Annotated in this window: 19 protein-coding genes, 1 tRNA gene and 2 pseudogenes; 3 read left to right on the forward strand and 19 right to left on the reverse strand. The window is 57.6% G+C overall.

Features of this window, described 5'->3' with window-relative positions; all coding sequences use genetic code 11:
- A partial coding sequence (locus B3F77_RS13595) for a hypothetical protein (RefSeq protein ID WP_293605467.1) occupies positions 1-351 on the forward strand: 351 nt, incomplete at its 5' end.
- A gap of 55 nt (positions 352-406) precedes the next feature.
- Here the strand turns inward: B3F77_RS13595 and glgA are convergent.
- The 11 genes and pseudogenes from glgA to dnaQ form a co-directional block, all read right to left on the reverse strand.
- Positions 407-1,921, reverse strand: a complete 1,515-nt coding sequence (gene glgA / locus B3F77_RS13600) for a glycogen synthase GlgA (RefSeq protein ID WP_293605468.1) — start codon at positions 1,919-1,921, stop codon at positions 407-409.
- Positions 1,918-3,188 (reverse strand): annotated as a pseudogene (gene glgC, locus B3F77_RS13605) (glucose-1-phosphate adenylyltransferase). The gene glgA and the pseudogene glgC overlap by 4 nt, the downstream one beginning before the upstream one ends.
- A gap of 32 nt (positions 3,189-3,220) precedes the next feature.
- On the reverse strand, positions 3,221-4,756 hold the full coding sequence (malQ, locus tag B3F77_RS13610) for a 4-alpha-glucanotransferase (protein ID WP_293605469.1): 1,536 nt from the start codon (positions 4,754-4,756) through the stop codon (positions 3,221-3,223).
- Complete coding sequence (glgX, locus tag B3F77_RS13615; protein WP_293605470.1) at positions 4,753-6,981, reverse strand: glycogen debranching protein GlgX; 2,229 nt, start codon at positions 6,979-6,981, stop codon at positions 4,753-4,755. Before glgX ends, malQ begins: the two co-directional genes overlap by 4 nt.
- Positions 6,978-8,849 (reverse strand): annotated as a pseudogene (gene glgB / locus B3F77_RS13620) (1,4-alpha-glucan branching protein GlgB); the annotation flags it as partial. The gene glgX and the pseudogene glgB, both read right to left, overlap by 4 nt.
- Positions 8,850-8,904: 55 nt before the next feature.
- On the reverse strand, positions 8,905-9,219 hold the full coding sequence (locus tag B3F77_RS13625; protein ID WP_293605471.1) for a chaperone modulator CbpM: 315 nt from the start codon (positions 9,217-9,219) through the stop codon (positions 8,905-8,907).
- On the reverse strand, positions 9,216-9,707 hold the full coding sequence (locus B3F77_RS13630; protein WP_293605472.1) for a DnaJ C-terminal domain-containing protein: 492 nt from the start codon (positions 9,705-9,707) through the stop codon (positions 9,216-9,218). The genes B3F77_RS13625 and B3F77_RS13630 overlap by 4 nt, the downstream gene beginning before the upstream one ends.
- Complete coding sequence (locus tag B3F77_RS13635) at positions 9,689-9,940, reverse strand: DnaJ domain-containing protein (RefSeq protein ID WP_293605473.1); 252 nt, start codon at positions 9,938-9,940, stop codon at positions 9,689-9,691. The genes B3F77_RS13630 and B3F77_RS13635 overlap by 19 nt, the downstream gene beginning before the upstream one ends.
- An 861-nt stretch (positions 9,941-10,801) precedes the next feature.
- On the reverse strand, positions 10,802-11,569 hold the full coding sequence (locus B3F77_RS13640; RefSeq protein ID WP_422662095.1) for an IS110 family transposase: 768 nt from the start codon (positions 11,567-11,569) through the stop codon (positions 10,802-10,804).
- A gap of 88 nt (positions 11,570-11,657) precedes the next feature.
- Positions 11,658-11,732 (reverse strand) — tRNA-Val (locus tag B3F77_RS13645).
- Between the two features lie 67 nt (positions 11,733-11,799).
- A complete protein-coding gene (dnaQ, locus tag B3F77_RS13650) occupies positions 11,800-12,507 on the reverse strand; it encodes a DNA polymerase III subunit epsilon (RefSeq protein ID WP_293605475.1) in 708 nt (235 codons plus the stop codon).
- 252 nt (positions 12,508-12,759) lie between these two features.
- On the opposite strand from dnaQ, the gene B3F77_RS13655 reads away from it, so the two are divergent.
- The gene (locus tag B3F77_RS13655) at positions 12,760-13,530 is read left to right on the forward strand and encodes an FTR1 family iron permease (protein WP_293605476.1); all 771 of its coding nucleotides are present in this window, start codon (positions 12,760-12,762) and stop codon (positions 13,528-13,530) included.
- Positions 13,531-13,774: 244 nt separating this feature from the next.
- On the opposite strand, the gene fdx is transcribed toward B3F77_RS13655, so the two are convergent.
- The 8 genes from fdx to uvrB form a co-directional block, all read right to left on the reverse strand.
- On the reverse strand, positions 13,775-14,113 hold the full coding sequence (gene fdx / locus B3F77_RS13660) for an ISC system 2Fe-2S type ferredoxin (protein ID WP_293605477.1): 339 nt from the start codon (positions 14,111-14,113) through the stop codon (positions 13,775-13,777).
- A gap of 41 nt (positions 14,114-14,154) precedes the next feature.
- Positions 14,155-16,017 carry a Fe-S protein assembly chaperone HscA gene (gene hscA, locus B3F77_RS13665; RefSeq protein WP_293605478.1) on the reverse strand — a complete coding sequence of 621 codons (1,863 nt, stop codon included), beginning with the start codon at positions 16,015-16,017 and terminating at the stop codon, positions 14,155-14,157.
- Between the two features lie 32 nt (positions 16,018-16,049).
- Entirely contained in the window at positions 16,050-16,526 is a 477-nt protein-coding gene (hscB, locus tag B3F77_RS13670; protein ID WP_414703015.1) for a Fe-S protein assembly co-chaperone HscB, read from the reverse strand.
- Between the two features lie 183 nt (positions 16,527-16,709).
- Positions 16,710-17,033 carry an iron-sulfur cluster assembly protein IscA gene (gene iscA / locus B3F77_RS13675; RefSeq protein WP_293605480.1) on the reverse strand — a complete coding sequence of 108 codons (324 nt, stop codon included), beginning with the start codon at positions 17,031-17,033 and terminating at the stop codon, positions 16,710-16,712.
- A 37-nt stretch (positions 17,034-17,070) separates the two neighbouring features.
- Complete coding sequence (gene iscU / locus B3F77_RS13680) at positions 17,071-17,457, reverse strand: Fe-S cluster assembly scaffold IscU (protein ID WP_293605481.1); 387 nt, start codon at positions 17,455-17,457, stop codon at positions 17,071-17,073.
- A 66-nt stretch (positions 17,458-17,523) separates the two neighbouring features.
- Positions 17,524-18,741, reverse strand: coding sequence for an IscS subfamily cysteine desulfurase (locus B3F77_RS13685; RefSeq protein ID WP_293605482.1), 1,218 nt, complete (start codon positions 18,739-18,741; stop codon positions 17,524-17,526).
- A 97-nt stretch (positions 18,742-18,838) separates the two neighbouring features.
- On the reverse strand, positions 18,839-19,375 hold the full coding sequence (gene iscR, locus B3F77_RS13690; RefSeq protein WP_293605552.1) for a Fe-S cluster assembly transcriptional regulator IscR: 537 nt from the start codon (positions 19,373-19,375) through the stop codon (positions 18,839-18,841).
- 269 nt (positions 19,376-19,644) lie between these two features.
- Positions 19,645-21,765 (reverse strand): excinuclease ABC subunit UvrB, encoded by a 2,121-nt coding sequence (gene uvrB / locus B3F77_RS13695; RefSeq protein WP_293605483.1) that lies wholly within the window; start codon positions 21,763-21,765, stop codon positions 19,645-19,647.
- A 172-nt stretch (positions 21,766-21,937) separates the two neighbouring features.
- Here uvrB and B3F77_RS13700 point away from each other — a divergent pair, with 172 nt between their 5' ends.
- Entirely contained in the window at positions 21,938-23,134 is a 1,197-nt protein-coding gene (locus B3F77_RS13700) for an amino acid aminotransferase (RefSeq protein WP_293605484.1), read from the forward strand.
- Positions 23,135-23,195 lie beyond the last annotated feature (61 nt).

Raw genomic sequence — 23,195 nt, forward strand, 5'->3', positions numbered from 1 at the left:
AGCCAGCATCGCGTTTCAAACTTTCTCTGTCAAAGCACTCAGCATAGACCAGCGGGCGGCTTGACCGTCAACGCGACAGAACCTTTTTCGAGTGGTAACGCTGTTCATTTTGAATCGGCACAATCAGCTTTAGATGGTCAATATGAGGTCGGCAGCAACCGTCCGGAGTCAATCGCTTCGCGATTCAACCCCGGTGGGAATTTGTTTGACTTTTGTGGGGAAGCCCTTGTAGCGACAGAACCTGCGGTCCCGCACCGCATAAAAAACCACAAACACCCAATCGCGCTGGATCGCCGAGCGCAGGTCTTTGCCGACCGCGTAAATCAGCCGGTTCGAGATGGACCGGCGTAACGCGTCAGCGCTGTCGACAGGCTTGTCATATTCAAAACAATGGCTGGGGACATGGCTAATTCCTCCTGGAAAGTACGCGTGCTCTTGATTTTGCACCCGGTTTGAGGGACTGGTAAATGGCGAGGTAGTGCTGCGCCGCAGTAAGCCAGTCAAATCGCAGCCCCATCCCTCGTCTTTGGGCCGCCGTCCATTCATCAGGGCGCCGGGACAAGGCAAAAGCCCGGCGCAAGGCGCTGAGCAACCCCTTTGCGCTCAAATCGTTAAACACAAAACCGGTGGCTGTGCCGTCGTCCAGATTCTCCAGCGTGCAATCGACCACGGTGTCGGCCAGACCACCGACTCGGCGAACCAGCGGCAGGGTGCCGTAGCGCAAGCCGTAAAGCTGGGTCAGGCCACAAGGCTCAAACGCCGATGGCACCAGAATCACATCGGCGCCAGCGATAACGGCATGGGCGGTGACTTCGTCGTAGCCGATCCGCACGCCGACCTGTCCGGGGTGTCGGATGGCCGCATCGACAAACGCCTGCTCCAGCGTGGCATCCCCCTGGCCGAGCAGGGCTAATTGCCCGCCAGCCTGAACCAGATCAACGATTACCTGGGGCAACAAATGCAGTCCCTTTTGTTCAGTCAGACGGCTCACGACACCAAACACCAAGGCATGCGGACGCGGTTCCAGTCCGAAGCTCAACTGAAGTGTGCGTTTGGCGCTTGACTTCTTCGCCAGCGCGTCTATATCGTAAGGTGTGGGCAGAAAACCATCCGTGGCTGGACTCCAAACTTGGTAGTCCACCCCATTGAGAACCCCTGACAGCAAATGAGCGCGCTCACGCAACAGGCCATCAAGCCCGCAGCCCTGCGAGGGATCAAGTATTTCCCGGGCATAAGTCGGACTGACCGTGGTAACCCGGTCGGCGTAGCGAATAGCCGCCTTCATGAACGAAACCTGACCAAAAAACTCAAGACCGCCGACATCAAAGTAGGCCGCAGGCAGCCCAAGTTGAGCGAACACGGCCCTTGGAAACAGGCCCTGATAGGCCATATTGTGAATGGTGAATACGGTCGAGGGCGTGGCGCCGCCCGCATCAGCGAAGGCGCGGACATAAGCGGGGGCTAGGCCGGTATGCCAGTCATGGCAGTGAATGACATCAGGCACCCAGTCCGGGTCAAGTCCCTGGCCCAGCGTAGCTGCAGCCCATCCCAGTGCGGCAAAGCGCCGCGCATTGTCGCCCCAATCTTTGCCATTCGGACCGAGGTATGGACTTCCAGGGCGCTCATATAAGGCGGGGGCCTGTAGCAGGTAAAGCGGCATTTTCAGACCTGGCAGGGTTGCCAAGGCCACCTTCGCTGTCGGCAGGACGGGAGCTTTGCCCCATGGCAGGGGTCCGTCAGGCAACAAGGCTACTGGCCGCGTCGAATTGACTGCACTGGCGATGGCGGGAAAGGCGGGCATTAGCAAGCGCACCTCACATCCCAAGGCCTGCAGCGCCGGGGGCAGGCCGGCACTGACGTCGGCCAGACCACCGGTCTTGAGAAACGGGAAAAGCTCAGCGCAAACGTACAAAACTTTCATTCCCGCCTCTCCCCCAACGCCTTCACCATGGCACTCGTCACCAGCACAACACCGTGCGGACTGCGGTAGAAGCGCCGCGCATCCGCCCCGGCGTCAAATCCGATCGTCATGCCATCGGGGATCCGGCAGCCCTCGTCAATCACCACCTTGCGCAAACGACAATGTCGCCCGATGTCCGCGCCGGGCAGGATGATGGCCTCTTCAACGCTGCTGAAAGAATGGACGTGAACCCCGGTGAACAATACCGAGCGCCGCACCTCAGAGCCCGAAACAATGCAGCCGCAAGCCACCAGGGAATCCACCGCCATGCCGCGCCGCCCGTCATCATCAAAGACAAACTTTGCCGACGGCAAGGTGTCCTGGCAGGTCCAGATCGGCCACTCCCGATCGTACAAATCGAGCTCAGGAATGGTCGCGGTCAAATCGATATTGGTCGCCCAGTAGGCATCTACCGTACCCACATCGCGCCAGTAGGAGGGTGCCTCGGGGCTGGTTTTGACACACGACAGGTCAAACGGATGGGCGATGGCCTCGCCACGTAACACCATGGACGGGATCAAGTCCTTGCCAAAATCGTGGCTGGATAACGGATCTTTGATGTCGGCCTCCAGCGCAGCAAAAAGATACTCGGCGTTGAATACATACACACCCATGCTGGCCAGCGCCAGTCCCGGCCGAACCAGACTGGCCTGGGGTTGGATGGGCTTCTCTTCAAACCGGGTGATGCGGCGCGCGGAGTCGACCGTCATGACCCCGCATGCAGAGGCTATCGCCAAGGGAACCTCAATACACGCCACCGTACATTGACCACCCTGTGCGACATGGTCTTCGATCAGACTGGCGTAGTCCATTTTGTAAACATGGTCCCCGGCCAAAATCAGGATGTATTTTGGTGATGACTGCGCAGGATGTCCAGATTCTGATAGACCGCGTCGGCGGTTCCCCGGTACCAGAACTCTTCGTCGACGCGTTGTTGCGCCGGCAGCAGATCAATGAACTCGTTGAATTCGTTGCGCAAAAATGACCAGCCATGTTGCAGATGACGCAACAAACTGTGCGACTTGTATTGCGTCAACACGCCAATGCGGTGCACGCCCGAATTCAGACAGTTTGACAACACAAAATCTATGATCCGAAATTTACTGCCAAAGAACACAGCAGGTTTGGCGCAATGTTCGGTCAGGGCGTGCAGCCTTGAACCACGGCCACCTGCCAGGATGAGGGCAATCGTTTGACGAACCGGTTGGTGTTGATCAGCGTTTTTCATGAGACTCCTCGCAAGCGAAAGGGTTCAGTTACTTAAGTCAGCACCGTCAGGTTGCGGCCGTGTGCACGGGTGAGATTTACCAGACGTCGGGCCGGCTCCTCCCCCACTTGACGCCAGTCAAAGCGCCATTCCCAGCACCCGTGCGCCACGCCGGGCGTGTTCATGCGGTGCGTGCCATCCAGACCCAACACATCCTGCAACGGAAAGATCACTGTGTTGGCTACCGATTGCGAGAGGGATTGCATCATGGCCCAATGAATTTCGACGTCGGCTTGAGGTCCAAGATAACAGCGGGCGGCGTGGCGTTCCGTGGCGCTGGCCGTCTGCCGCCATCCCAGTGATGTGTCGTTGTCATGTGTACCTGTGTAGGCCACGGTTTGCGTTTCGAAATTGTGCGGCAGATAGGGGTTGGCCGACGTGTCGCCAAAAGCAAACTGCATCACGCGCATACCAGGGAAGCCACATTCCTGACGCAAAGCGCTTACGGCCGGAGTGATTTGCCCCAAGTCTTCCGCAATGATGGGCAAGGGTCCGGTCTTTCCGCTTAGGTCATGGCCTGTGGTGAGTGCATCAAACAATGCTTTTCCTGGCCCATCACGCCAGTGACCAGCGGCTGCCGTGGGCTCGCTGGCGGGGATCTCCCAATAGGACTCGAAACCGCGAAAATGATCCAGCCGCACCACGTCCACCAGCGCCAGCAGGTGCGTCAGCCGGGCTTTCCACCAGGCAAATCCGTCATCTGCCATCACGTCCCAGCGGTACAAAGGATTACCCCAGCGCTGGCCCGTATCACTGAAATAGTCGGGCGGCACGCCAGCCACCACGGTGGGCTCACCCTGCGCATCGAGACGGTACAGGTCCGTATTGATCCATACGTCGGCACTGTGATGCGCTACAAAAATAGGAGCATCTCCAATAATAACGACGCCGCGTACACGGGCATATTCCCGTAAACGATGCCACTGCAAGCTGAAGCGCCACTGGATGAAACTGAGAAACCCCAGGTCGTCCGCCATTTGTCCCGCCACTTCAGCCAGCGCCACGGGCGCGCATTGCGCAAGCGCCGCGGGCCACTGCGTCCAGGGCTTGCCATGCCGTGCCTCCAGCGCCATGAAAAGGGCATAGCCCTCCAGCCAGTGCGCCTGCTGCGCACGAAAATTCTCGAACTCTGTCCAGTCGGATGGCTGCACTGTATGCAAAAAACCCTGCCACGCTTCACGCAACCGTCCCATGCGGTAAGGCGCCACGCGCTCAAAGTCGCAGCGCCCGGGCTCAAACTCGTTATCGGGCCGGGGTGACAGCCAGCCGCAACGCACCAGTTCATCCATATCCACCAGCAGAGGGTTGCCAGCGAAAGTCGAAGGGCTGTGATAAGGCGAGTTACCCGGCCCCACCGGGGAGAGCGGCAAGATCTGCCACAACCGCTGCCCAGCCGACACCAGCCAGTCCACGAAATGGTAGGCCTCGGCCCCCAAGTCACCCGAACCGTATGCGCCCGGAAGCGAGGTGATATGCAACAGCACGCCACTGGTACGCTGCGAAAAAATCGAAGCGTGTACCAGGTTCATGGGCTTTGCGGCGCAGTGGGAAAGACTGGCGCGCCCAGTGTCTGGACCAGTCCAAAGATCGAACGGGGTGACAGCGTGATGTCGTCAACGCATGCTTTGGCCGACCCCCATTGCGCTTGCGGCAACACCAGGGCCGCTGCACTGTCCAGCACGTGCAGCCAGCGCCCCGGCGGCAGCGCAAAAGACAGCGATTGACCGGACGCATGAAACATCAGTAACCACCGCTCTGTCGGCACCATGCCTTCGTCGGCAACCTCAATCAGGCAGGCGAAACTACGGGACTGCGGGTCTTCCCAGTCAGTGGCGGTCAAAGTGGACCCGTCCGGATTGCGCCATGTAATGTCCACACCCAGGCCTTCAATTTCAGGGGCAATGCCAAATGCAGCAGGCCCGGTGAGCGCACTGCCCGTGAACCAGCGCGCATAGCGCAGCGCCACATGGGCATGGCGCAGGTGAATCAGGCCCACCACAAAATCGGTCAGTCCGGGGTCAGCGCCCGGCCAGTCCAGCCAGGTCGTCTCGTTGTCCTGGCAATAGGCATTGTTGTTGCCCCCCTGGGAATGCCCGAATTCATCGCCCGCCAACAGCTGAGGAATACCCTGGGAACAGAACAGCGTCGCCAACAAGGCACGCCGCCATTGCCCGCGCACCGCTTGCGCCGCTTCTTGCTGCGTGGGACCTTCCACACCCGCATTGGCACTGAGGTCGTTGTCATGCCCATCGCGGTTGTCTTCACCGTTGGGCCAGTTGTGCTTGTGGTTATAGGACGTTAAATCGGCCAGCGTCATCCCATCGTGGGCCGTGATCAGGTTAATGCTGGACAAGGGGTTGCGGCCGCCATGGTCAAACAGGTCGCTTGATCCGGTGAGTCGCCGCCCAAAGTCGCCGCGCGCGCAGTCAAACCCCAACCAGAAGGCCCGGCTGGTATCGCGAAAACGGTCGTTCCATTCATGCCAACCAACGGGAAACTGCCCGAGTTTGTAGCCGTCCGGCCCGACATCCCACGGCTCGGCAATGCACTTGACATTGGCCAGTACCGGATCCTGCTCGATGGCCGCAAGCAAACCGGACATGGGGTGAAAATTGTGATGAAGGACCGGGTCGCGCCCCAAAACGGTGGCCAGGTCGAAGCGGAAACCATCCACACCGAAGGCTTGCACCCACCAACGCAGGCTGTCCATCACCAGCTGCACGGCACAAGGCTGCCCCAGATTGAAGCTGTTGCCACAGCCACTGAAATTGAGGTATTGGCCCGCCTGGTCAAGCGCATACCAGTTGGCGTTGTCCAGGCCGCGCCAGCTTAAGGTGGGCCCGAAGGTGTCACTCTCCGCGCTGTGGTTGTACACCACGTCCAGCACCACCTCCAGTCCGTGCTGGTGAAGCTGGTCAACCATGTGCCGGAATTCAGTGCGGTCATCAGAAAATTGGCCGCTGGCGTAGCTGGGCTCAGGGATGAAGTAGCCCAGCGTGTTGTAGCCCCAGTAGTTGCGCAGCCCTTTTTTGAGCAAGTGGGCCTCGGTGATGTGCAGATACACCGGCAACAGGCACAGCGTTGTGATGCCCAGACGCTGATAGTGCGCCAGCATGGGTGCGCTGGCTAGGCCGGCATAGCGCCCGCGCAGAGCGAGAGGCACGTCGGGGTGGCGTTGCGTCAGTCCCTTGACGTGCGCCTCATACAGCACCGTGTGCGTCAGCGGCACTTGCGGGCCGGGTGCGATGGCGGCACCCGCCTGCAACTCCGCCTTCAGGTTCAGCACTTGCGCTTTGGGAATGCGAGCCGCGTTGTCGACTGGATCCGGCAGGGCATCCAACACCGTTGCATAGTCAGCAGGGTGCCCCAGGTAGTCCAGCTCCAGCGACAAACGCTGCGTGTCACCCACAATGGCGCGCGCAAAAGGGTCAAGTAGCAATTTGGCAGGGTTGAAACGGTGTCCGACCGCTGGCTGAAAGGGACCATGCGCGCGCAGCCCATAGAGCTGCCCATCACCCAGACCGGCGATGAAGCCGTGCCAGACACCATTGGTGCATAGCGGCAAAGAAACGCGGTCGGTCTCCAGCATGCCCTGCGCGTCATACAGACAAACTTCCAGGCGCTCGGCGTGGCGCGAATAAACGGCGAAATTCACGCCGTCCTGTCCCTGCAAAGTCATGCAGTTTGCCCCCATGGGCCAAGCCTGCCCCGGCTCGCACAACAGCACTGGCGTTGGCGCACCTGCAGGATTCATGAACCTGCATCCGGTTCCAGCCACAGCACGCCCAAAGGCGGCAGGCGCAACACGACAGAGGCCGCATGACCCTGCCAAGATATTGGCTCGGACACCGCACCGCAGTCATTCCCAACGCCACTGCCCCCATAGCAGGCCGAATCGGTGTTCAACACTTCCTTCCAGACGCCGCCCTGCGGCACGCCCAAGCGGTAGCCATGCCGCACGATGGGCGTCATGTTGCACACCACCACGATCTGCTGTGCACTCGTATGGCCGTAACGCACAAAGCTGAACACCGAGTGTGCCCGGTCTTGCACGTCCATCCAGCCGAATCCCCCGGGCTCATCGTCGCGTGCATGCAGCGCGGGGCGGCTACGATATAGGTGATTGAGATCGCGAACCAATCGCTGCACACCCATATGATCCGGGTTGTCCAGCAGGCGCCAGTCGAGTTCGGTATCGTGGTTCCATTCGCGGAGCTGGGCCAATTCACTGCCCATGAAAAGCAGCTTTCGGCCAGGATGGGCGTACATCAGTGCGTACAAAGCGCGCAGATTCGCCCTCTTTTGCCATGGGTCACCCCACATCTTGCCGTACAGCGAACCTTTGCCATGCACCACTTCATCGTGTGACAGCGCCAGCACAAAATGCTCACTGTAAGCATACATCATGGCAAAGCTGATGCGGTCATGGTGATATGTCCGATGGACCGGATCCATCGAAAAATACGCCAGGGTGTCGTGCATCCAACCCAGATTCCACTTGTAATGAAACCCCAGCCCGCCAGTCCATGGCGGCGCCGTCACGCCGGGAAATGCGGTGGACTCTTCTGCCACCGTGATCGCGCCGGGCGCCTCCAACCCGAGCACGCGATTCACTTCACGCAGGAAATCCATCGCCTCATAGTTCTCGCGACCCCCATCACGGTTGGGAATCCATTCACCTGCGGGGCGACTGTAGTCGCGGTACAGCATGGACGCCACCGCATCGACACGCAAACCGTCAATGCCATAACGTTCAACCCAAAACAGCGCATTACCCACCAGAAAGTTACGAACTTCGTGGCGGCTGTAGTTATAAATCAGCGTGTTCCAGTCGCGATGGAAACCCTCCCGCGGGTCAGCATGTTCAAACTGCGCCGTGCCATCGAAGCGGGCCAGTGCATGGGCATCGGCGGGGAAGTGGGCAGGTACCCAGTCCAGCAGCACTTGCAACCCGGCATCGTGTGCTGCCGCGACAAAGTCCCGAAAAGCTTCTGGCGTTCCATAGCGGGCCGTCGGCGCATACAAGCCAGTGGGCTGGTAGCCCCACGAGCCATAAAACGGATGCTCATTGACCGGCATGAGTTCGATATGGGTGAACCCCATATCCACGACATAAGGCACCAAAGTTCGGGCCAGAGTGTCCCAGTCCGGCCATTGGCCGTTGGGGCGACGCCACGAGCCCACATGCACTTCATAAATGGCCATGGGGCCATTCAAGGCGTTGGCGCGTGCCCGCTGTCCGGGCGGTAGCAGCACCGGATCGGGTAACGTCATCACCACGCAGGCATGGCCTGACCCGCGCTCGATACGCAGAGCATAAGGGTCCGTCTTGAGAACGTGCCGGCCATCAGCTCCCAGCACGGCAAACTTGTAAAGTGCGCCCTCAGCCACGCCTGGCACAAAAATCTCCCACGCGCCGCACTCGGCATGACGCTGCATCACATGCTGTTGCGCGTCCCAGTGATTAAAGTCCCCAACCACGGACATTTGTTGAGCGTTTGGCGCCCACACGGCAAAAGCAGTGCCTGTAATCCCCCCCCGAGTGCAGGGATGCGCACCCAGCTTTTCCCATGGACGCAGGTGTCGGCCTTCCGCCAGCAGCCAGACATCATTCTCACCCAGCCAGGGCTCATTGCAATGAAGAATTTCTGCATCCTGCGACATGGCACGGTATCCCCTATGGGTGCTTGGCCTGAAGTGACTGCACTTGGCACTCCAAGGTCTCAATACGGTGCATATATTCCATGGGAATCACGACAGTAAAGAGGTCTGGGTCAAAGTCAAAATGCAACCTGCCCGCTGTGCGAAGCGGTGGGATGCATTTCGCTGCGAATAGGCGCTCTTGCTGACTTGAGTCCAATGGTGACAGCGCACCGTACTCCACCAATTCATTCAATTCCGCCGTGCTCATTTCGCAAACCCTTGATAGCTCAGTTAAATTCAAGGATTCGCCAGCGTCTAGCCAGTCCCGTTCAACTTGGAGGTTTGTCATAGAGATTCTCCTTGTTTAAGGCCCCGCGCACTGGTCACAGTTGGCCGGCCAGTGCGCCTGCCCGAGAGCACTGTGAGCAGCGCTTTCCCATCTAAGGTTGGAACTTCTAGCTCTGTTCCCAGTGCTGCCTCCCAGGGTGCCAGCGCGAGGTCGAAATACAGGTCATGGTGATAGGCGCGAAATAGTGAATTTGGGTTCAGCGCAATGTACAGATAGATGTCGCCATCGTCCCTACCATGGCGGCCCTTCCCTCCCTTGCCGCGCAGTTTGATCTTCTGGCCTTCTCTGACACCTGGAAGAATTTTGATTTCCAAGGTGCGCCCATCCTCGTGATCCGCCAGGTTCAGGCTAAGCGTGGTGCCGCGGTGCGCGTCGATGAGACTGATGTGAACCGTGTCTTCATAGTCACGGCCATTGGCCGGCACTGTGCCTTGCCGCGCACCACCCGGTCTGCGGCCCAACGCGGCCATTAGGTCTGCCAAGTCCATATCCTCGAACGCCTCTTGACCCGATTCGTGGTCATTGCGCCATTGGGGGGTGAGACCTCCTCACCGGCCGGCTGGCGTCCCAACTCGTCATAATCGGCACGTTTTTCAGAGTGCTTGAGAGTTGCATAGGTCTTAGCCGCCTCCTTGAATCGGACATTGGCATCGGCGGCCTTGGAAACGTCGGGATGGTATTGGCGCGCAAGTTTTCGACAGGCTCTGCTCAAGGTCAGCATCGCGCGGCACACCTAGAGCGGCGTAGTAGTCCTTGTACTTCATGCCGTTGACCTCGAAACTCCGGTCACTACGAAGCAGTTCATGGCGACACGTCCAATGGATTGGGAATGACCGTCCCCTTTGCGGTGACGATCTGCTACTGCTACAAACGAAGAAACCTGAAGCGAGCGCCTCATTTGCTCAATATATCACCGCATTGGCACAGAGCGTTGATCTAACTCAATGAAAGTACGAGCCTCGATCGCAGAATCGCCGCAGTGGACGGCGTCAGCCAGCCAAGTCGGAGCTCGATCAATGTGACTACTTGACCATTCACGTCGTAATTAGATCCGAGTCCGTTGCGGATATGAAAAGGCGATCTGGAATCACAATGTCGGCAGTAACACTTGAAGATAGCTGTCGCCTCATTCTTGCAGCCATTAGCTGAATATGCCCAACGCCCGCCTGCATCGCGACCACTGAATCACGCTCGGGGTTGAGTGTCACGACAACAATGGACGTCTAGTTCCTCGTGTGTGCGACCAGCGTACCGCGGGTATCGGTCATGGGCCTTGACGTATCTCGCATGACCAGCTGCCGGGATCGTGTGGTCCTTTCCAGCATGCCGCTGCGCCGGGCTCACGTAACGGCTACCACCGTGTCGATGGTCAAAGTTGTACCAATGCACGAAGCTGTTCGCACAGGCGTGTGACTCAATGAGGATGATGAAGTCCTTGACTGGGAACTCCGGACGGTAGTTGGCCGTGCGAAACAGCGCCTCGGCATAGGTGTTTTCGCCACTGACTAATGCGACACCCATTAGCCGGCCAGTGTCAAGCGAGCATACAAATTCATGGCGGCGCAAGCCGCCTGTTTTCAATCTATCCTTCCAATCCGTTCACAGTTGCCAACCGCACCTTCCCTATGCCCGGTGCGCTGGTTAGCAGTGCGTAGTTTGGGCGCTCCTTCATGTCCAAGAGCAGCCGTTTTTCCAGCAAATCTATCTGCGCAGAAAGAGTCTCGATGACCGCCACGTTGGCTTTCACCGCCAAGCCCACATCATTGGGAAACGGCATCTCATCGACCATCTCTGATGTCAACTGTTTGACTTGATTGCTGGTAATGCGTGCTCCATATTGACGAACCGTAATGTTCTCGACCGCCAGGATGTGAGAGGTGCGACTGCGTACCAGTTGCATGCGCTTTCGCGCCAGATCGCGTACGGCGCGGTGTTCCGGCGCCAGGATGGTTCCTGTTGGCAAAATCCCCAGTCGCAGCAAATGGGCAAGGTAGCGGGCATCGGCTTCGTCGCCGCTGTGTTTGAGACCCTCGTATTTCTTGATCGCAGTGGTGTTGGCCAAATGCACTGTGAAGCCCGCCTCTTTAAGCCCATCAACCAGCCAGTACCAGTTGAATGTGGACTCAACTAAGATTCCTGCCAACTCTTCTTGCCAGGGTTTGATAAGCCCAATGATCTTTGCAAGATCATTGGATAAACGTTTCTCGACCACAACGTGATCTTCCTCGTCGAGGACCGACACTACACTATTGTTCGAATGAATCCGGTTGCTAGGGATCAAATTGAGCCCCAGCAAATGCACATCCCCGCGCGCGAGGGGTGATCCTCGGTGGTACCTTTTTGGTACCACCGAGAAAAGTCTTTTCCGTACTTTTTCCGTACCGCCAAGAAAAAAGGACTTGCGATTTCCCGTAAGTCCTTGATTTATATTGACATTTTGGTGGGCGGTGGAGGCTTCGAACCTCCGACCCCTGCAGTGTGAATGCAGTGCTCTACCCCTGAGCTAACCGCCCTGTTGGTCAATTTTTAATTATATGCTGTTTCAGGGCGCCACTTCATTCAGAGTCCCAGAGTCCCGGTCTATATTCCTGACATCATGCGCCAAACAGTTTTTCCCTTGCTTACTTTGTCAAGATCGGCCAGCAATTTCTCGTGATCGGCGATTTCCTGGTCATTAGCCGCCAACAGGGGCAGCTCAAACGTGCTCAGGTTGATCAGCGGTGCACTGTCACCGTCCTGCGCACTACTGCCGACATCCATCATCAGCGAGTTTTGCCCACGTGTGAGGTTGATGTACACGTCAGCCAGCAACTCGGCATCCAGCAAAGCCCCGTGCAAGGTCCGGCCAGAATTATCGACGTCCAGCCGATCGCACAGGGCGTTCAGCGAGTTGCGCTTGCCCGGGAACATCTCTTTGGCCATCATCAAACTGTCGGTGACCTTACCCACGCAGTGCCTAATGGGCGCCCTGCCAATGAGCTCCAGCTCCTTGTCCAGAAAGCTCACATCAAAGGGCGCGTTGTGGATGATGATCTCGGCGCCCTGCAGGTAGTCCAGTAGCTCTACCACCACGGCGGAAAATCTGGGTTTGTCTTTCAAAAACTCATTGCTGATGCCGTGAACTTTGAGGGCATCCTCATGGCTGTCGCGCTCGGGGTTCAGGTAGAAGTGCTTGTTATGGCCCGTGAGCTTTCGGCCAACCAGCTCCACACAGCCGATTTCAATGATGCGGTCGCCGTTTTCAGCGGAGAGACCCGTGGTTTCAGTGTCTAGAAAAATTTGGCGCATGGTCCAACTATAGCGCGGCACTTCACCCAACTGGCGAGCGAGTCAGGATAACGCTACGGTCAACTCATCCAGATCTCCAAAAAGGTGCGCATTCTGAAGACCCAGCCGATTTTGCGAATTTACACCATCTTGCCCAAGTCATAGCATCACGAAGTTAGACATTGAGAACAAGAACGGTTATCATTTAGAATTAGAGTGCTAATTATCGAATACCAGCTACCGCAAAACCACCATCACATTCAAAGGTAAACCATGTTCGAAACACTGCTCGTAACTTTCCGCGAAGGCTTGGAGGCTTTCCTCATGGTGGCCGTCGCCACTCTGTACCTGCGCAAAACTGGGCGCGAAGCGCTAATCGCTGCAGTACGCAGTGGTTTGGGCGTCTCTGTTGCCGGTTCAGTTTTGCTGGGTGTTTTATTGGCACAGATTGGTTCTATGTCGCCTTTGTGGGAAGGTATTCTTGCATTGATCGCAGCGGCCACCGTGGTGTGGTGCGTGGGACACATGCGCAAGATGGGTAAGCACATGGGTGCCGAGATTTCGGGGGGCTTGGGCAAGGCATCTCTGCTAGACGGCACCAAAGCGTGGTGGGCCGTATTTGGCTTTATCTGCTTCATGGTGGGCCGTGAAGGAATAGAAACAGCCGCTATGTTGGCAGCACTCGCCGGTAACTCAGAGTTGCGCCATATGACGATGGGAGGCGTGACCGGCGTCGCACTTGCAGGCGCGGTGGCTTGGGCATGGGTCAGGTTTGGACGCACGGTGGATCTGTCGCGCTTTTTCAGCGTCACGGCCGTTTTCATGCTCGCCTTTGCTGTTCTGCTGGTCTTCAGGGCCTTTTTTGAGTTCACCGAAATCGCCTTGATACCGGGCATAGACAATACATTTTGGCACGATGCAGCCACGCCATTTGCGGAGGGGATTTACGCTCAGTGGGCTTCTGTGCTGCTGGTGCTGGCCCCCACCGTGTGGCTGCTTGCGGCGCACTTGATGGACCGGAATACCAAATTACAGGCCATCTAAGCCAAGCGGCCTGCCTCTGCGTAAGCCCTGTCCGCAGGGACACCCATTTTGTAGCACTAAAGCGCTGTCAGATTCCAATGGGAAAAGCGTCTCTAGCTACATTTTCAATAGCAAAATACTGACGCTCGCCGTGCGGTGGTAATGCTGTATTCCATGCTTAAGCTTGTATCCTCTGCAAAGACACCACTGCCCTGGCTCCTTCCGATTTCCGGCATTGAGAGCAGAACAATAGTAGCAACTCGCGTCAGTGGTTTTCCTTGGCGTGGTTGATCGAGTATTTGGGTATCTCAACCGTCACGTCGGTTTGCGCCAGAAAGGCCTGACAGCTCAGGCGGGAGTTGGGCTCCAGGCCCCAGGCGCGGTCCAGCAGGTCTTCTTCGCTTTCATCGAGCGCGTTCAGCGAGTTGAAACCTTCCCGCACGATCACATGGCAGGTCGTGCAGGCGCAGCTCATGTCGCAGGCGTGCTCAATGTTGATCTTGTGGTCGAGCAAGGCCTCACAGATGGACGTGCCAGCAGGCGCCGTGATTTCAGCGCCTTGGGGGCAGTATTCTGGATGGGGCAGTATTTTGATGATGGGCATGGTGTCAATCTGACTTTGTTGGGGCCTGGTGAGGACTTTGTTCAGACCGCCTCGATGTTTTTTCCGGCCAGTGCTTTCTGGATGCCGCGGTTCATGCGTTGCGCGGCGAAAGCCTCGGTGCCTTTGGCAAGCAGCCGGGTGGCCGCTTCAACGGTCGCCGCATCGCCATGCGCACGCGCATCGGTGACGCCGACCATCAGCTTGTCAATCTGCGCCCGTTCGTTAGGGCTTAACAGGTCTGCATCAGTCGCCAATGCGCTCTGCGTTGCCAAAATCATGCGGTCTGCATCCACCTGAGCTTCGGCCAGTGCGCGCGCCTTCATGTCTTGCTGGGCTGTGGAAAAGCTGTCTTGCAGCATGCGGGCAATCTCATCGTCCGACAGGCCGTAAGAAGGCTTCACGTCGATACGCGCTTCGACCCCGCTGCCCTGCTCCTTGGCATTGACGCTGAGCAGACCATCGGCATCCACGGTAAAGGTTACACGGATGCGCGCAGCACCCGCGGCCATTGGAGGGATGCCGCGCAACTCGAAGCGGGCAAGGCTTCGGCAATCGGCTACAAGATCCCGCTCGCCCTGCACCACATGCAGGGCCAACGCAGTCTGGCCGTCCTGGTAGGTGGTGAAGTCCTGCGCCATGGCCGTCGGTATGGTCTGGTTGCGCGGCACGATGCGTTCAACCAGCCCCCCCATGGTCTCAATGCCCAGCGAGAGCGGAATCACGTCGAGCAGCAGCAAATCTGCACCGGTGTTATTGCCCACCAGTTGGTTCGCAGAAATGGCCGCGCCCAATGCAACCACCTCGTCAGGATTCAGATTGGTCAAAGGCTCACATCCGAAAAAGCTGGTGACCGCTTTACGCACCTGCGGCATGCGTGTGGAGCCGCCCACCAGCACGACCCCATCAATGGCGTCTTTGGCCAGCTTGGCGTCGCGCAAAGCCTTGCGCACAGCCAACAGGGTACGCTGGGTGAGATGGGCGGTCGCGGCCTCAAAATCCGCCGCTTTCATCTCAAAATTGACCGACGCCTTGGCCAGTCGTACAGAAAACGGTACAGAATCTGCAACCGAAAGCGCTTCTTTGCAGGCACGCGCCGCCTGTTGCAGGGCCGCCTTGTCCGAGGGTGTCAGGGTATCTGTCGACAGACCAGCTTTGGCCAGCACCCACTCCACCAGCGCACGGTCATAGTCGTCACCACCGAGCGCGGAATCACCACCGGTAGAGACAACTTCAAACACGCCTTGTGTCAGGCGCAGGATGGAAATATCAAAAGTACCCCCGCCCAGATCGTAGACGGCATAAACGCCTTCGCTGGCATTGTCCAAGCCGTAGGCGATGGCAGCTGCGGTAGGCTCATTGATGAGACGCAGCACATTCAGGCCGGCCAGTCGTGCTGCATCTTTCGTCGCCTGGCGCTGGGCGTCGTCGAAATACGCGGGCACCGTGATCACGGCGCCGTAAATATCATCATTGAAGCTATCTTCGGCCCGATAGCGCAGCGTGGCCAGAATTTCAGCGCTGATCTCGACCGGACTTTTTTCGCCGGCGATGGTCTGCAGCGTAACCATGCCGGGCTTGCCATTGAGCTGGTAGGGCAACTGCGCGTGATTGCCAATGTCGTGAATGCCCCGTCCCATCAGGCGCTTGACTGATGAGATGGTATTGCGCGGGTCTTCTACCTGGGCCGCCAGCGCTTCGAAGCCTATCTGGCGCCGTTCAGCGTCCAGGTAGCGCACCACGCTTGGCAATATCACGCGCCCCTGCTCGTCAGGCAGGCATTCGGACACGCCATTGCGCACACTGGCCACCAGTGAATGCGTCGTGCCCAGATCAATGCCGACTGCGATGCGTCGCTGGTGCGGGTCTGGTGTCTGACCGGGTTCAGAAATTTGCAGAAGTGCCATATCGCTTTTTTTATCGTATTTCTAGTAATGCTTTATTGTCCCAGCTGGTCGATGCGGGCATCCACCTCACTGGCAAAACGCTCAATAAACATAAGGCTTCTGACCTGCTGGGCCGCCGCCGCAAAGTCTCTGCCCATGTCGAGCATATGCTCTATTTTTGATAGCAGCTCGTGCCCTACAGTATTGGACTGCAAGGCTATTTCTTCCATATCCTGAACGGTTTTTGCCTCGTCCAGTGCTTCGCGCCACTGCATTTGCTGCATCAGGAAATCGGTCGGCATAGCCGTGTTGTTTTCAGCATGGATGGGCGCGCCGTGCAGCTCGCATAAATAGCTGGCCCGCTTCATGGGGTCTTTGAGCCGCTGGTAGGCCTCATTGATGCGCACCGACCATTGCATGGCGATACGCTGGGCGGCTGCACCCTGGGCCGCAAACTTGTCGGGGTGCACTTCACGTTGCAACTCTTTCCAGCGTGCGTCAAGCACAGCGCGGTCCTGTGCAAACTTCATCGGCACGTCAAAGAGTTCGAAGTCGTTGGATTGGAGTGATGCCACTTATGGAAACGGGTTTCGTGATGGAAAGCGTAGCGAGCAGTCGTCAGCCACGCGCACCGAGCGCAGAAACCGGAACCTACTCAGGTACGTGAGGAATTCGAGCACCAGGCAACGACGTATGACGGCTGCGCAGTCGCTTTACACACGAAAAGACTCGCCGCACCCACAGCGATCACGCTCATTGGGATTGATGAACTTGAAGCCTTCGTTCAAACCGTCGCGTACAAAGTCGAGTTTCGTGCCGTCAATGTAGGCCATGCTTTTAGGGTCTACCAGCACCTTGACACCATTGTCTTCGAACACCACGTCTTCGGGTGCAATCTCGTCGGCATATTCAAGCTTGTAAGCAAGGCCCGAGCACCCAGTGGTCTTGACGCCCAAACGCACGCCCACACCCTTGCCGCGCTTGGTGATGTAGCGGGTCACATGGCGGGCAGCGGCATCGGTGAGCGTAACGGACATTTAAATCACTCGAAAACTAAACAATCAAACAAGTCAATCAGTGCGTGTGCTTTTGCTTATAGTCGTTCACGGCGGCCTTGATGGCATCTTCCGCCAAAATGGAGCAGTGAATTTTGACAGGCGGCAGCGCCAGCTCTTCAGCAATGTCGCTATTTTTAATACTGGCCGCTTCGTCCAGGGTTTTACCCTTGACCCACTCGGTCACGAGCGAGCTGGAAGCAATCGCCGAGCCGCAGCCGTAGGTTTTAAAGCGCGCGTCTTCAATAATGCCTGTGCTCGGGTTGACCTTGATCTGCAGCTTCATCACGTCGCCGCAAGCCGGCGCACCGACCATGCCGGTGCCTACCGTTTCGTCGCCCTTTTCAAAAGAGCCTACGTTACGGGGATTTTCATAGTGGTCTACCACTTTTTCGCTGTATGCCATGATTTACTCCTGAGTTCCGATTTCCAGGCAAATGACTCATAGCAAGCCACCTGGACGCCTGTTTGTTTAATGCGCCGCCCACTGGATGGTGGACAGGTCAACACCATCCTTGAACATTTCCCACAAGGGAGACAGTTCACGCAGCTTGGCCACGTTTTCCTTGATCGTCGCGACTGCGTAGTCGATCTCTTCTTCGGTGGTCCAGCGGCCAATCGTCATGCGCAGACTGCTGTGCGCCAGTTCGTCGCTGCGACCCAAGGCGCGCAGCACATAGCTGGGCTCCAGGCTGGCCGAGGTACAGGCTGAACCGCTCGACACAGCCAGACCCTTGATGCCCATGATCAGCGACTCGCCTTCAACGAAGTTGAAGCTCATGTTCAGGTTATGCGGCACGCGTTGTTCCGCATGTCCATTGAGGAACACTTCCTCAACATCCTTGAGGCCGCCCAGCATGCGCTCGTGCAGGACACGGATGCGCTTGTTCTCTTCGTGCATTTCGGCCTTGGCAATGCGGTAGGCCTCGCCCATGCCCACGCACTGGTGTGTCGGCAAGGTGCCAGAGCGCATGCCGCGCTCATGGCCGCCGCCATGCATTTGCGCCTCTAAGCGCACGCGCGGTTTGCGGCGCACGTACAGCGCACCAATGCCTTTGGGGCCGTAGGTCTTGTGCGAGGTCAGGCTCATCAGGTCAACCGGCAATGTCGCCAGATCGATGTCCACCCTGCCCGTTGCTTGCGCTGCGTCCACATGGAAAATAATGCCCTTCTCACGGCACAAAGCGCCGATGGCGGGAATATCCTGGATCACGCCGATTTCGTTGTTGACGAACATGACGCTTACCAAGATGGTGTCGGGCCGAATGGCTGCCTTTAGCGCATCCAGATTGAGCAGACCGTCAGTCTGCACGTCCAGGTAGGTCACTTCAAACCCTTGGCGCTCCAGCTCACGGCAGGTGTCGAGCACCGCCTTGTGCTCGGTCTTGACCGTGATGATGTGCTTGCCCTTGGTCTTGTAGAAATGGGCGGCGCCCTTGAGCGCCAAGTTGTTGGACTCGGTCGCACCGCTGGTCCAGACGATCTCGCGCGGATCGGCGCCAATCAGGTCGGCAATCTGCTCGCGCGCTTTTTCAACTGCAGCTTCGGCTTCCCAACCCCAGGCATGACTGCGGGAAGCGGGGTTGCCAAAATGCTCACGCAACCAGGGAATCATGGCGTCCACCACCCGCGGATCGCAGGGGTTCGTGGCACTGTAGTCCATGTAAATGGGGAAATGTGGGGTATCCATTTGGCTAGCTCTTTAATTCACAGGCTGGCTGGCAGCTCAAAATAATGACATCAATGCAATCCGATCCAAACCAGGCGATATTCAGGTATCAGCCCCATCAAGACTTGGAAAATGCATTACCCAGGGCAAATACGGAATTCGGCGCATTCACGCGAATGGGCTTGACGACGGGCGCGGTGAAAATGGCTTTTTTCACTTGTGGGGTGTTCTCGATCACCACGCCTTTGGCCAGCTGGTCTTCCACCAGTTTTTGCAAAGTCACGGAATCCAGAAATTCCACCATGCGGCTGTTCAGCGAGGCCCACAACTCATGCGTCATGCAGCGGCTGCCTTCACCCGTGCAGTTTTCCTTGCCACCGCACTGGGTTGCGTCAATCGGCTCATCTACAGACACGATGATGTCCGCCACCGTAATCTCGGAGGCTTTACGGCCCAGCGTGTAACCACCGCCAGGGCCACGGGTGGACTCCACCAGTTGATGGCGGCGCAGCTTGCCGAACAGCTGTTCAAGGTAAGACAGGGAAATCTGCTGGCGCTGGCTGATCGCAGCCAGCGTGACCGGGCCATTATTCTGGCGCAGTCCCAAATCAATCATTGCAGTGACCGCAAAGCGGCCTTTGGTCGTGAGACGCATGACAAGCTCCTTAAAATTGGCTTGACTGTCTTTTTGACCCTGAAAGCTTGCGGCCCTCAGGGAACTTTTCCTCCAGTTGCCCGGGTCAGTCAACCGGTTATCGCGGAGGCTTTTCTTGTTGTTGGATTGTTGTTGACTAATTTTGTCAAGTATAACACAAGCTAGAGTTTTGCCGAGAGCGGCGGCCAAAACATGGGACTAACCCGGATAGGCCAACTCTCTTGCGCCAGATTGGTGCAAGAGAGTTGGCGAAGGAAGTGGCAAAAACCCTAGATCCGGGTCGAGCCAGCGGCGGAAATCAGCATGACATTGTCAGAGCCCGGAGCGCCGAACGCCTGCTCTTTCAGAACATGCAATTGATCCCGCACCTTGGCAGCTTTTTCGAACTCGAGGTTCTTCGCGTGCTCAACCATCTGCTTTTCAAGCCGCTTGATCTCACGGGCAATGTCTTTCTCGCTCATGTCTTCCACCAGCGCCTTTTGCATTTCGAGTTTTTCGGCTTCCTTGCCGGATTTCTCGCTGTACACGCCGTCGATCAGGTCCTTGATGCGCTTAACGATGCTGCGCGGCGTGATGCCATGCTCAAGGTTGAACGCGATCTGCTTGTCGCGACGGCGCTCAGTTTCGCCCATGGCTCTTTTCATGGAGTCCGTGATGCGGTCAGCATAGAGAATGGCACGGCCGTTCAAGTTTCGGGCAGCCCGGCCAATGGTCTGGATCAGGCTGCGCTCTGACCTTAAAAAGCCTTCCTTATCAGCGTCCAGGATGGCCACCAGCGAGACCTCAGGAATATCCAGTCCTTCGCGCAGCAGGTTAATTCCCACCAGCACGTCAAATGCACCCAGCCTCAAGTCACGAAGAATCTCCACGCGCTCGACCGTGTCCACGTCGCTGTGCAAGTAGCGCACCTTCACGCCGTTTTCGCTCAGGTAATCCGTGAGCTGCTCGGCCATGCGCTTGGTCAGCGTGGTGATCAGCACCCGTTCGTTCTTCTCGACCCTGATGCGGATTTCCTGCAGCACATCATCCACTTGGGTAGCGGCCGGCCGCACTTCCACCTCCGGGTCCACCAGTCCTGTGGGCCTGACCACCTGCTCCACCACCTGCCCTGCATGTTCCTGCTCGTAGGCGGCTGGTGTAGCAGATACAAAGATGGCCTGCCGCATCTTGGATTCAAACTCTTCGAACTTGAGCGGCCGGTTGTCCAGCGCACTGGGCAGGCGAAAACCATATTCCACCAGGGTGGTTTTGCGCGCCCGGTCACCGTTGTACATGGCGTTAAGCTGGCCAATCATTACGTGGCTCTCGTCAAGAAACATCAGCGAATCTTTGGGCAGGTAGTCACAAAGGGTTGATGGCGGTGAGCCCGGAGGCGCGCCGCTCAGGTGGCGGGTGTAGTTTTCAATGCCCTTGCAGTGCCCGATCTCGCTGAGCATTTCAAGGTCAAACCGGGTACGCTGCTCGATACGCTGGGCTTCGACCAGCTTGCCGCTGGCTACAAACTGGCCCACCCGCTCGGACAGCTCGAGCTTGATCGTTTCAATGGCCGTCATGACCTTGTCTCGCGGCGTCACGTAGTGGCTTTTGGGATAAACCACAAAGCGCGGGATTTTCTGCCGGATGCGCCCCGTGAGTGGGTCAAACAGTTGCAGGGATTCGATCTCGTCGTCAAACAGCTCGATGCGGAGGGCCAACTCGGAGTGCTCGGCCGGGAAAATGTCGATCACATCGCCGCGCACCCTGAAAGTGCCCCGTGCGAAGTCCTGATCGTTGCGGTTGTACTGCATGCGAATCAGGCGCGCAATGATGTCACGCTGCCCTATTTTGTCGGCAATACGCGCAATGAAACGCATCTGTGTGTAATCCTCTGGCGCACCAATACCGTAGATCGCGCTGACGGTCGCGACGATGATGGTATCGCGGCGTTCCAGCACGCTCTTGGTGGCCGAAAGGCGCATCTGCTCAATGTGCTCGTTGATGGCGGAATCTTTCTCAATGAAAAGATCGCGCTGTGGCACATAGGCTTCTGGCTGGTAGTAGTCGTAATAGCTGACGAAGTACTCAACCGCATTCTTGGGGAAAAACTCACGGAACTCGCTGTAAAGCTGCGCCGCCAGCGTTTTGTTGGGCGCGAACACGATGGCGGGGCGCCCCAGGCGCGCGATGACATTGGCCATCGTGTAGGTCTTGCCGGAACCGGTCACCCCCAGCAGTGTCTGGAACATTTCGCCGTCGTTGACGCCCTCCACCAGCTTCTCGATGGCCTGCGGCTGGTCGCCGGCCGGCAAGTAGGGCTGAAACAGCTCAAACGGCGAGTCCGGGAAACGAATGAACTGGCCGACGCCGGGCGAAATCTCCAACTCGGCAATACCTTCTATAACATCTAGCATAAAACCTCGATCAAGCCCCGCTAAAATTCAGGGCAACCAAACACAATACGACATACGGGCGAAAATGGAAATTGCAATCCCACAATCGCCCCATCAAGCACGTCACTCCCGGCAAAAAGGCTGGCGTAACCCGCCTGCTTCAAGCTAATTTTTTACTTTCTGAGGATATTCCATGTCTTTGTTTACCGCTGTCGAAATGGCCCCGCGTGACCCGATTTTGGGTCTGATCGAGCAGTTCAATGCCGACCCCAATCCCGCCAAAGTCAACCTGGGCGTAGGCGTGTATTACGACGACAACGGCAAACTACCCCTGCTGGAATGCGTGCAGGCTGCTGAAAAACAGATGATGGAATCCCCAAAAGCGCGCGCCTACCTGCCGATTGATGGCATTGCCGCCTACGATGCCGCCGTCAAGGGCCTGGTGTTTGGTGCCGACAGCGAGCCCGTCAAATCGGGCCGTATCGCTACCGTACAAGGCATTGGCGGCACCGGCGGCCTGAAAGTGGGTGCCGATTTCCTCAAACGCCTGAATCCCGGAGCCAAACTGCTGATCAGTGACCCGAGCTGGGAAAATCACCGCGCACTGTTCACCAACGCAGGCTTCACCGTTGAAAACTACGCGTATTACGACGCGGCCAGCCGGGGCATCAACTTCGCGGGCATGCTGGCGGCGTTCAATGCCGCTGCAGCCGGCACTATCGTGGTGCTGCATGCCTGCTGCCACAACCCGACCGGCTACGACATCGCCCCTGCGCAGTGGGATGAGGTGATTGCAGTGGTCAAAGCCAACAATCTGGTTCCCTTCCTGGACATGGCTTACCAAGGCTTTGGCCACGGCATCACCGAAGACCGCGCCGTCATTGGCAAGTTTGTGGCTGCCGACCTCAACTTTTTGGTGGCAACCTCTTTCTCCAAGAGCTTCAGCCTGTACGGTGAGCGCGTCGGTGCCCTGAGCGTGCTATGTACCACCAAGGAAGAAGCCGAGCGCGTGCTGAGCCAGCTCAAGATCGTGATCCGTACCAACTACAGCAACCCGCCCACGCATGGCGGTGCCGTCGTCGCCCTGGTGCTCGGGACGCCCACGCTACGCGCACTGTGGGAAAAAGAGCTGGGCGAGATGCGCGTACGCATCAAGGCGATGCGCCAAAAGCTCGTGGATGGCCTCAAGGCAGCGGGCGTGAAAGAAGACATGAGCTTCATCACCACCCAGATCGGCATGTTCAGCTACTCCGGCCTCACAAAAGACCAGATGGTGCGACTGCGCAATGAGTTTGGCGTGTATGGCACCGACACGGGCCGCATGTGCGTGGCTGCGCTCAACAGCAAAAACATCGATCACGTCTGCGCATCGATTGCCAAGGTCATGTAAGGTCAGCCAAGATACGCAGCTCCTGAAAAAGCCGCTTTCGAGCGGCTTTTTGCATAAAATC

It is taken from the genome of Polaromonas sp. UBA4122 (genome assembly GCA_002381615.1).
GTDB lineage: Bacteria > Pseudomonadota > Gammaproteobacteria > Burkholderiales > Burkholderiaceae_C > Polaromonas.

Bases quoted from the DNA above. Each gene is read 5' to 3' on its own strand.
- B3F77_RS13635 (WP_293605473.1), bottom strand. From the start codon at position 9,940: ATGCTGACCTTGAGCAGAGCCTGTCGAAAACTTGCGCGCCAATACCAT.
- fdx (WP_293605477.1), bottom strand. From the start codon at position 14,113: ATGCCCATCATCAAAATACTGCCCCATCCAGAATACTGCCCCCAAGGC.
- dnaQ (WP_293605475.1), bottom strand. From the start codon at position 12,507: ATGCGCCAAATTTTTCTAGACACTGAAACCACGGGTCTCTCCGCTGAA.
- hscB (WP_414703015.1), bottom strand. From the start codon at position 16,526: ATGAAGTTTGCACAGGACCGCGCTGTGCTTGACGCACGCTGGAAAGAG.
- iscR (WP_293605552.1), bottom strand. From the start codon at position 19,375: ATGCGTCTCACGACCAAAGGCCGCTTTGCGGTCACTGCAATGATTGAT.
- B3F77_RS13655 (WP_293605476.1), top strand. From the start codon at position 12,760: ATGTTCGAAACACTGCTCGTAACTTTCCGCGAAGGCTTGGAGGCTTTC.
- uvrB (WP_293605483.1), bottom strand. From the start codon at position 21,765: ATGCTAGATGTTATAGAAGGTATTGCCGAGTTGGAGATTTCGCCCGGC.
- B3F77_RS13625 (WP_293605471.1), bottom strand. From the start codon at position 9,219: ATGACAAACCTCCAAGTTGAACGGGACTGGCTAGACGCTGGCGAATCC.
- glgX (WP_293605470.1), bottom strand. From the start codon at position 6,981: ATGAATCCTGCAGGTGCGCCAACGCCAGTGCTGTTGTGCGAGCCGGGG.
- B3F77_RS13700 (WP_293605484.1), top strand. From the start codon at position 21,938: ATGTCTTTGTTTACCGCTGTCGAAATGGCCCCGCGTGACCCGATTTTG.
- B3F77_RS13685 (WP_293605482.1), bottom strand. From the start codon at position 18,741: ATGGATACCCCACATTTCCCCATTTACATGGACTACAGTGCCACGAAC.
- hscA (WP_293605478.1), bottom strand. From the start codon at position 16,017: ATGGCACTTCTGCAAATTTCTGAACCCGGTCAGACACCAGACCCGCAC.
- B3F77_RS13630 (WP_293605472.1), bottom strand. From the start codon at position 9,707: ATGGACTTGGCAGACCTAATGGCCGCGTTGGGCCGCAGACCGGGTGGT.
- malQ (WP_293605469.1), bottom strand. From the start codon at position 4,756: ATGAACCTGGTACACGCTTCGATTTTTTCGCAGCGTACCAGTGGCGTG.
- glgA (WP_293605468.1), bottom strand. From the start codon at position 1,921: ATGAAAGTTTTGTACGTTTGCGCTGAGCTTTTCCCGTTTCTCAAGACC.
- iscU (WP_293605481.1), bottom strand. From the start codon at position 17,457: ATGGCATACAGCGAAAAAGTGGTAGACCACTATGAAAATCCCCGTAAC.
- iscA (WP_293605480.1), bottom strand. From the start codon at position 17,033: ATGTCCGTTACGCTCACCGATGCCGCTGCCCGCCATGTGACCCGCTAC.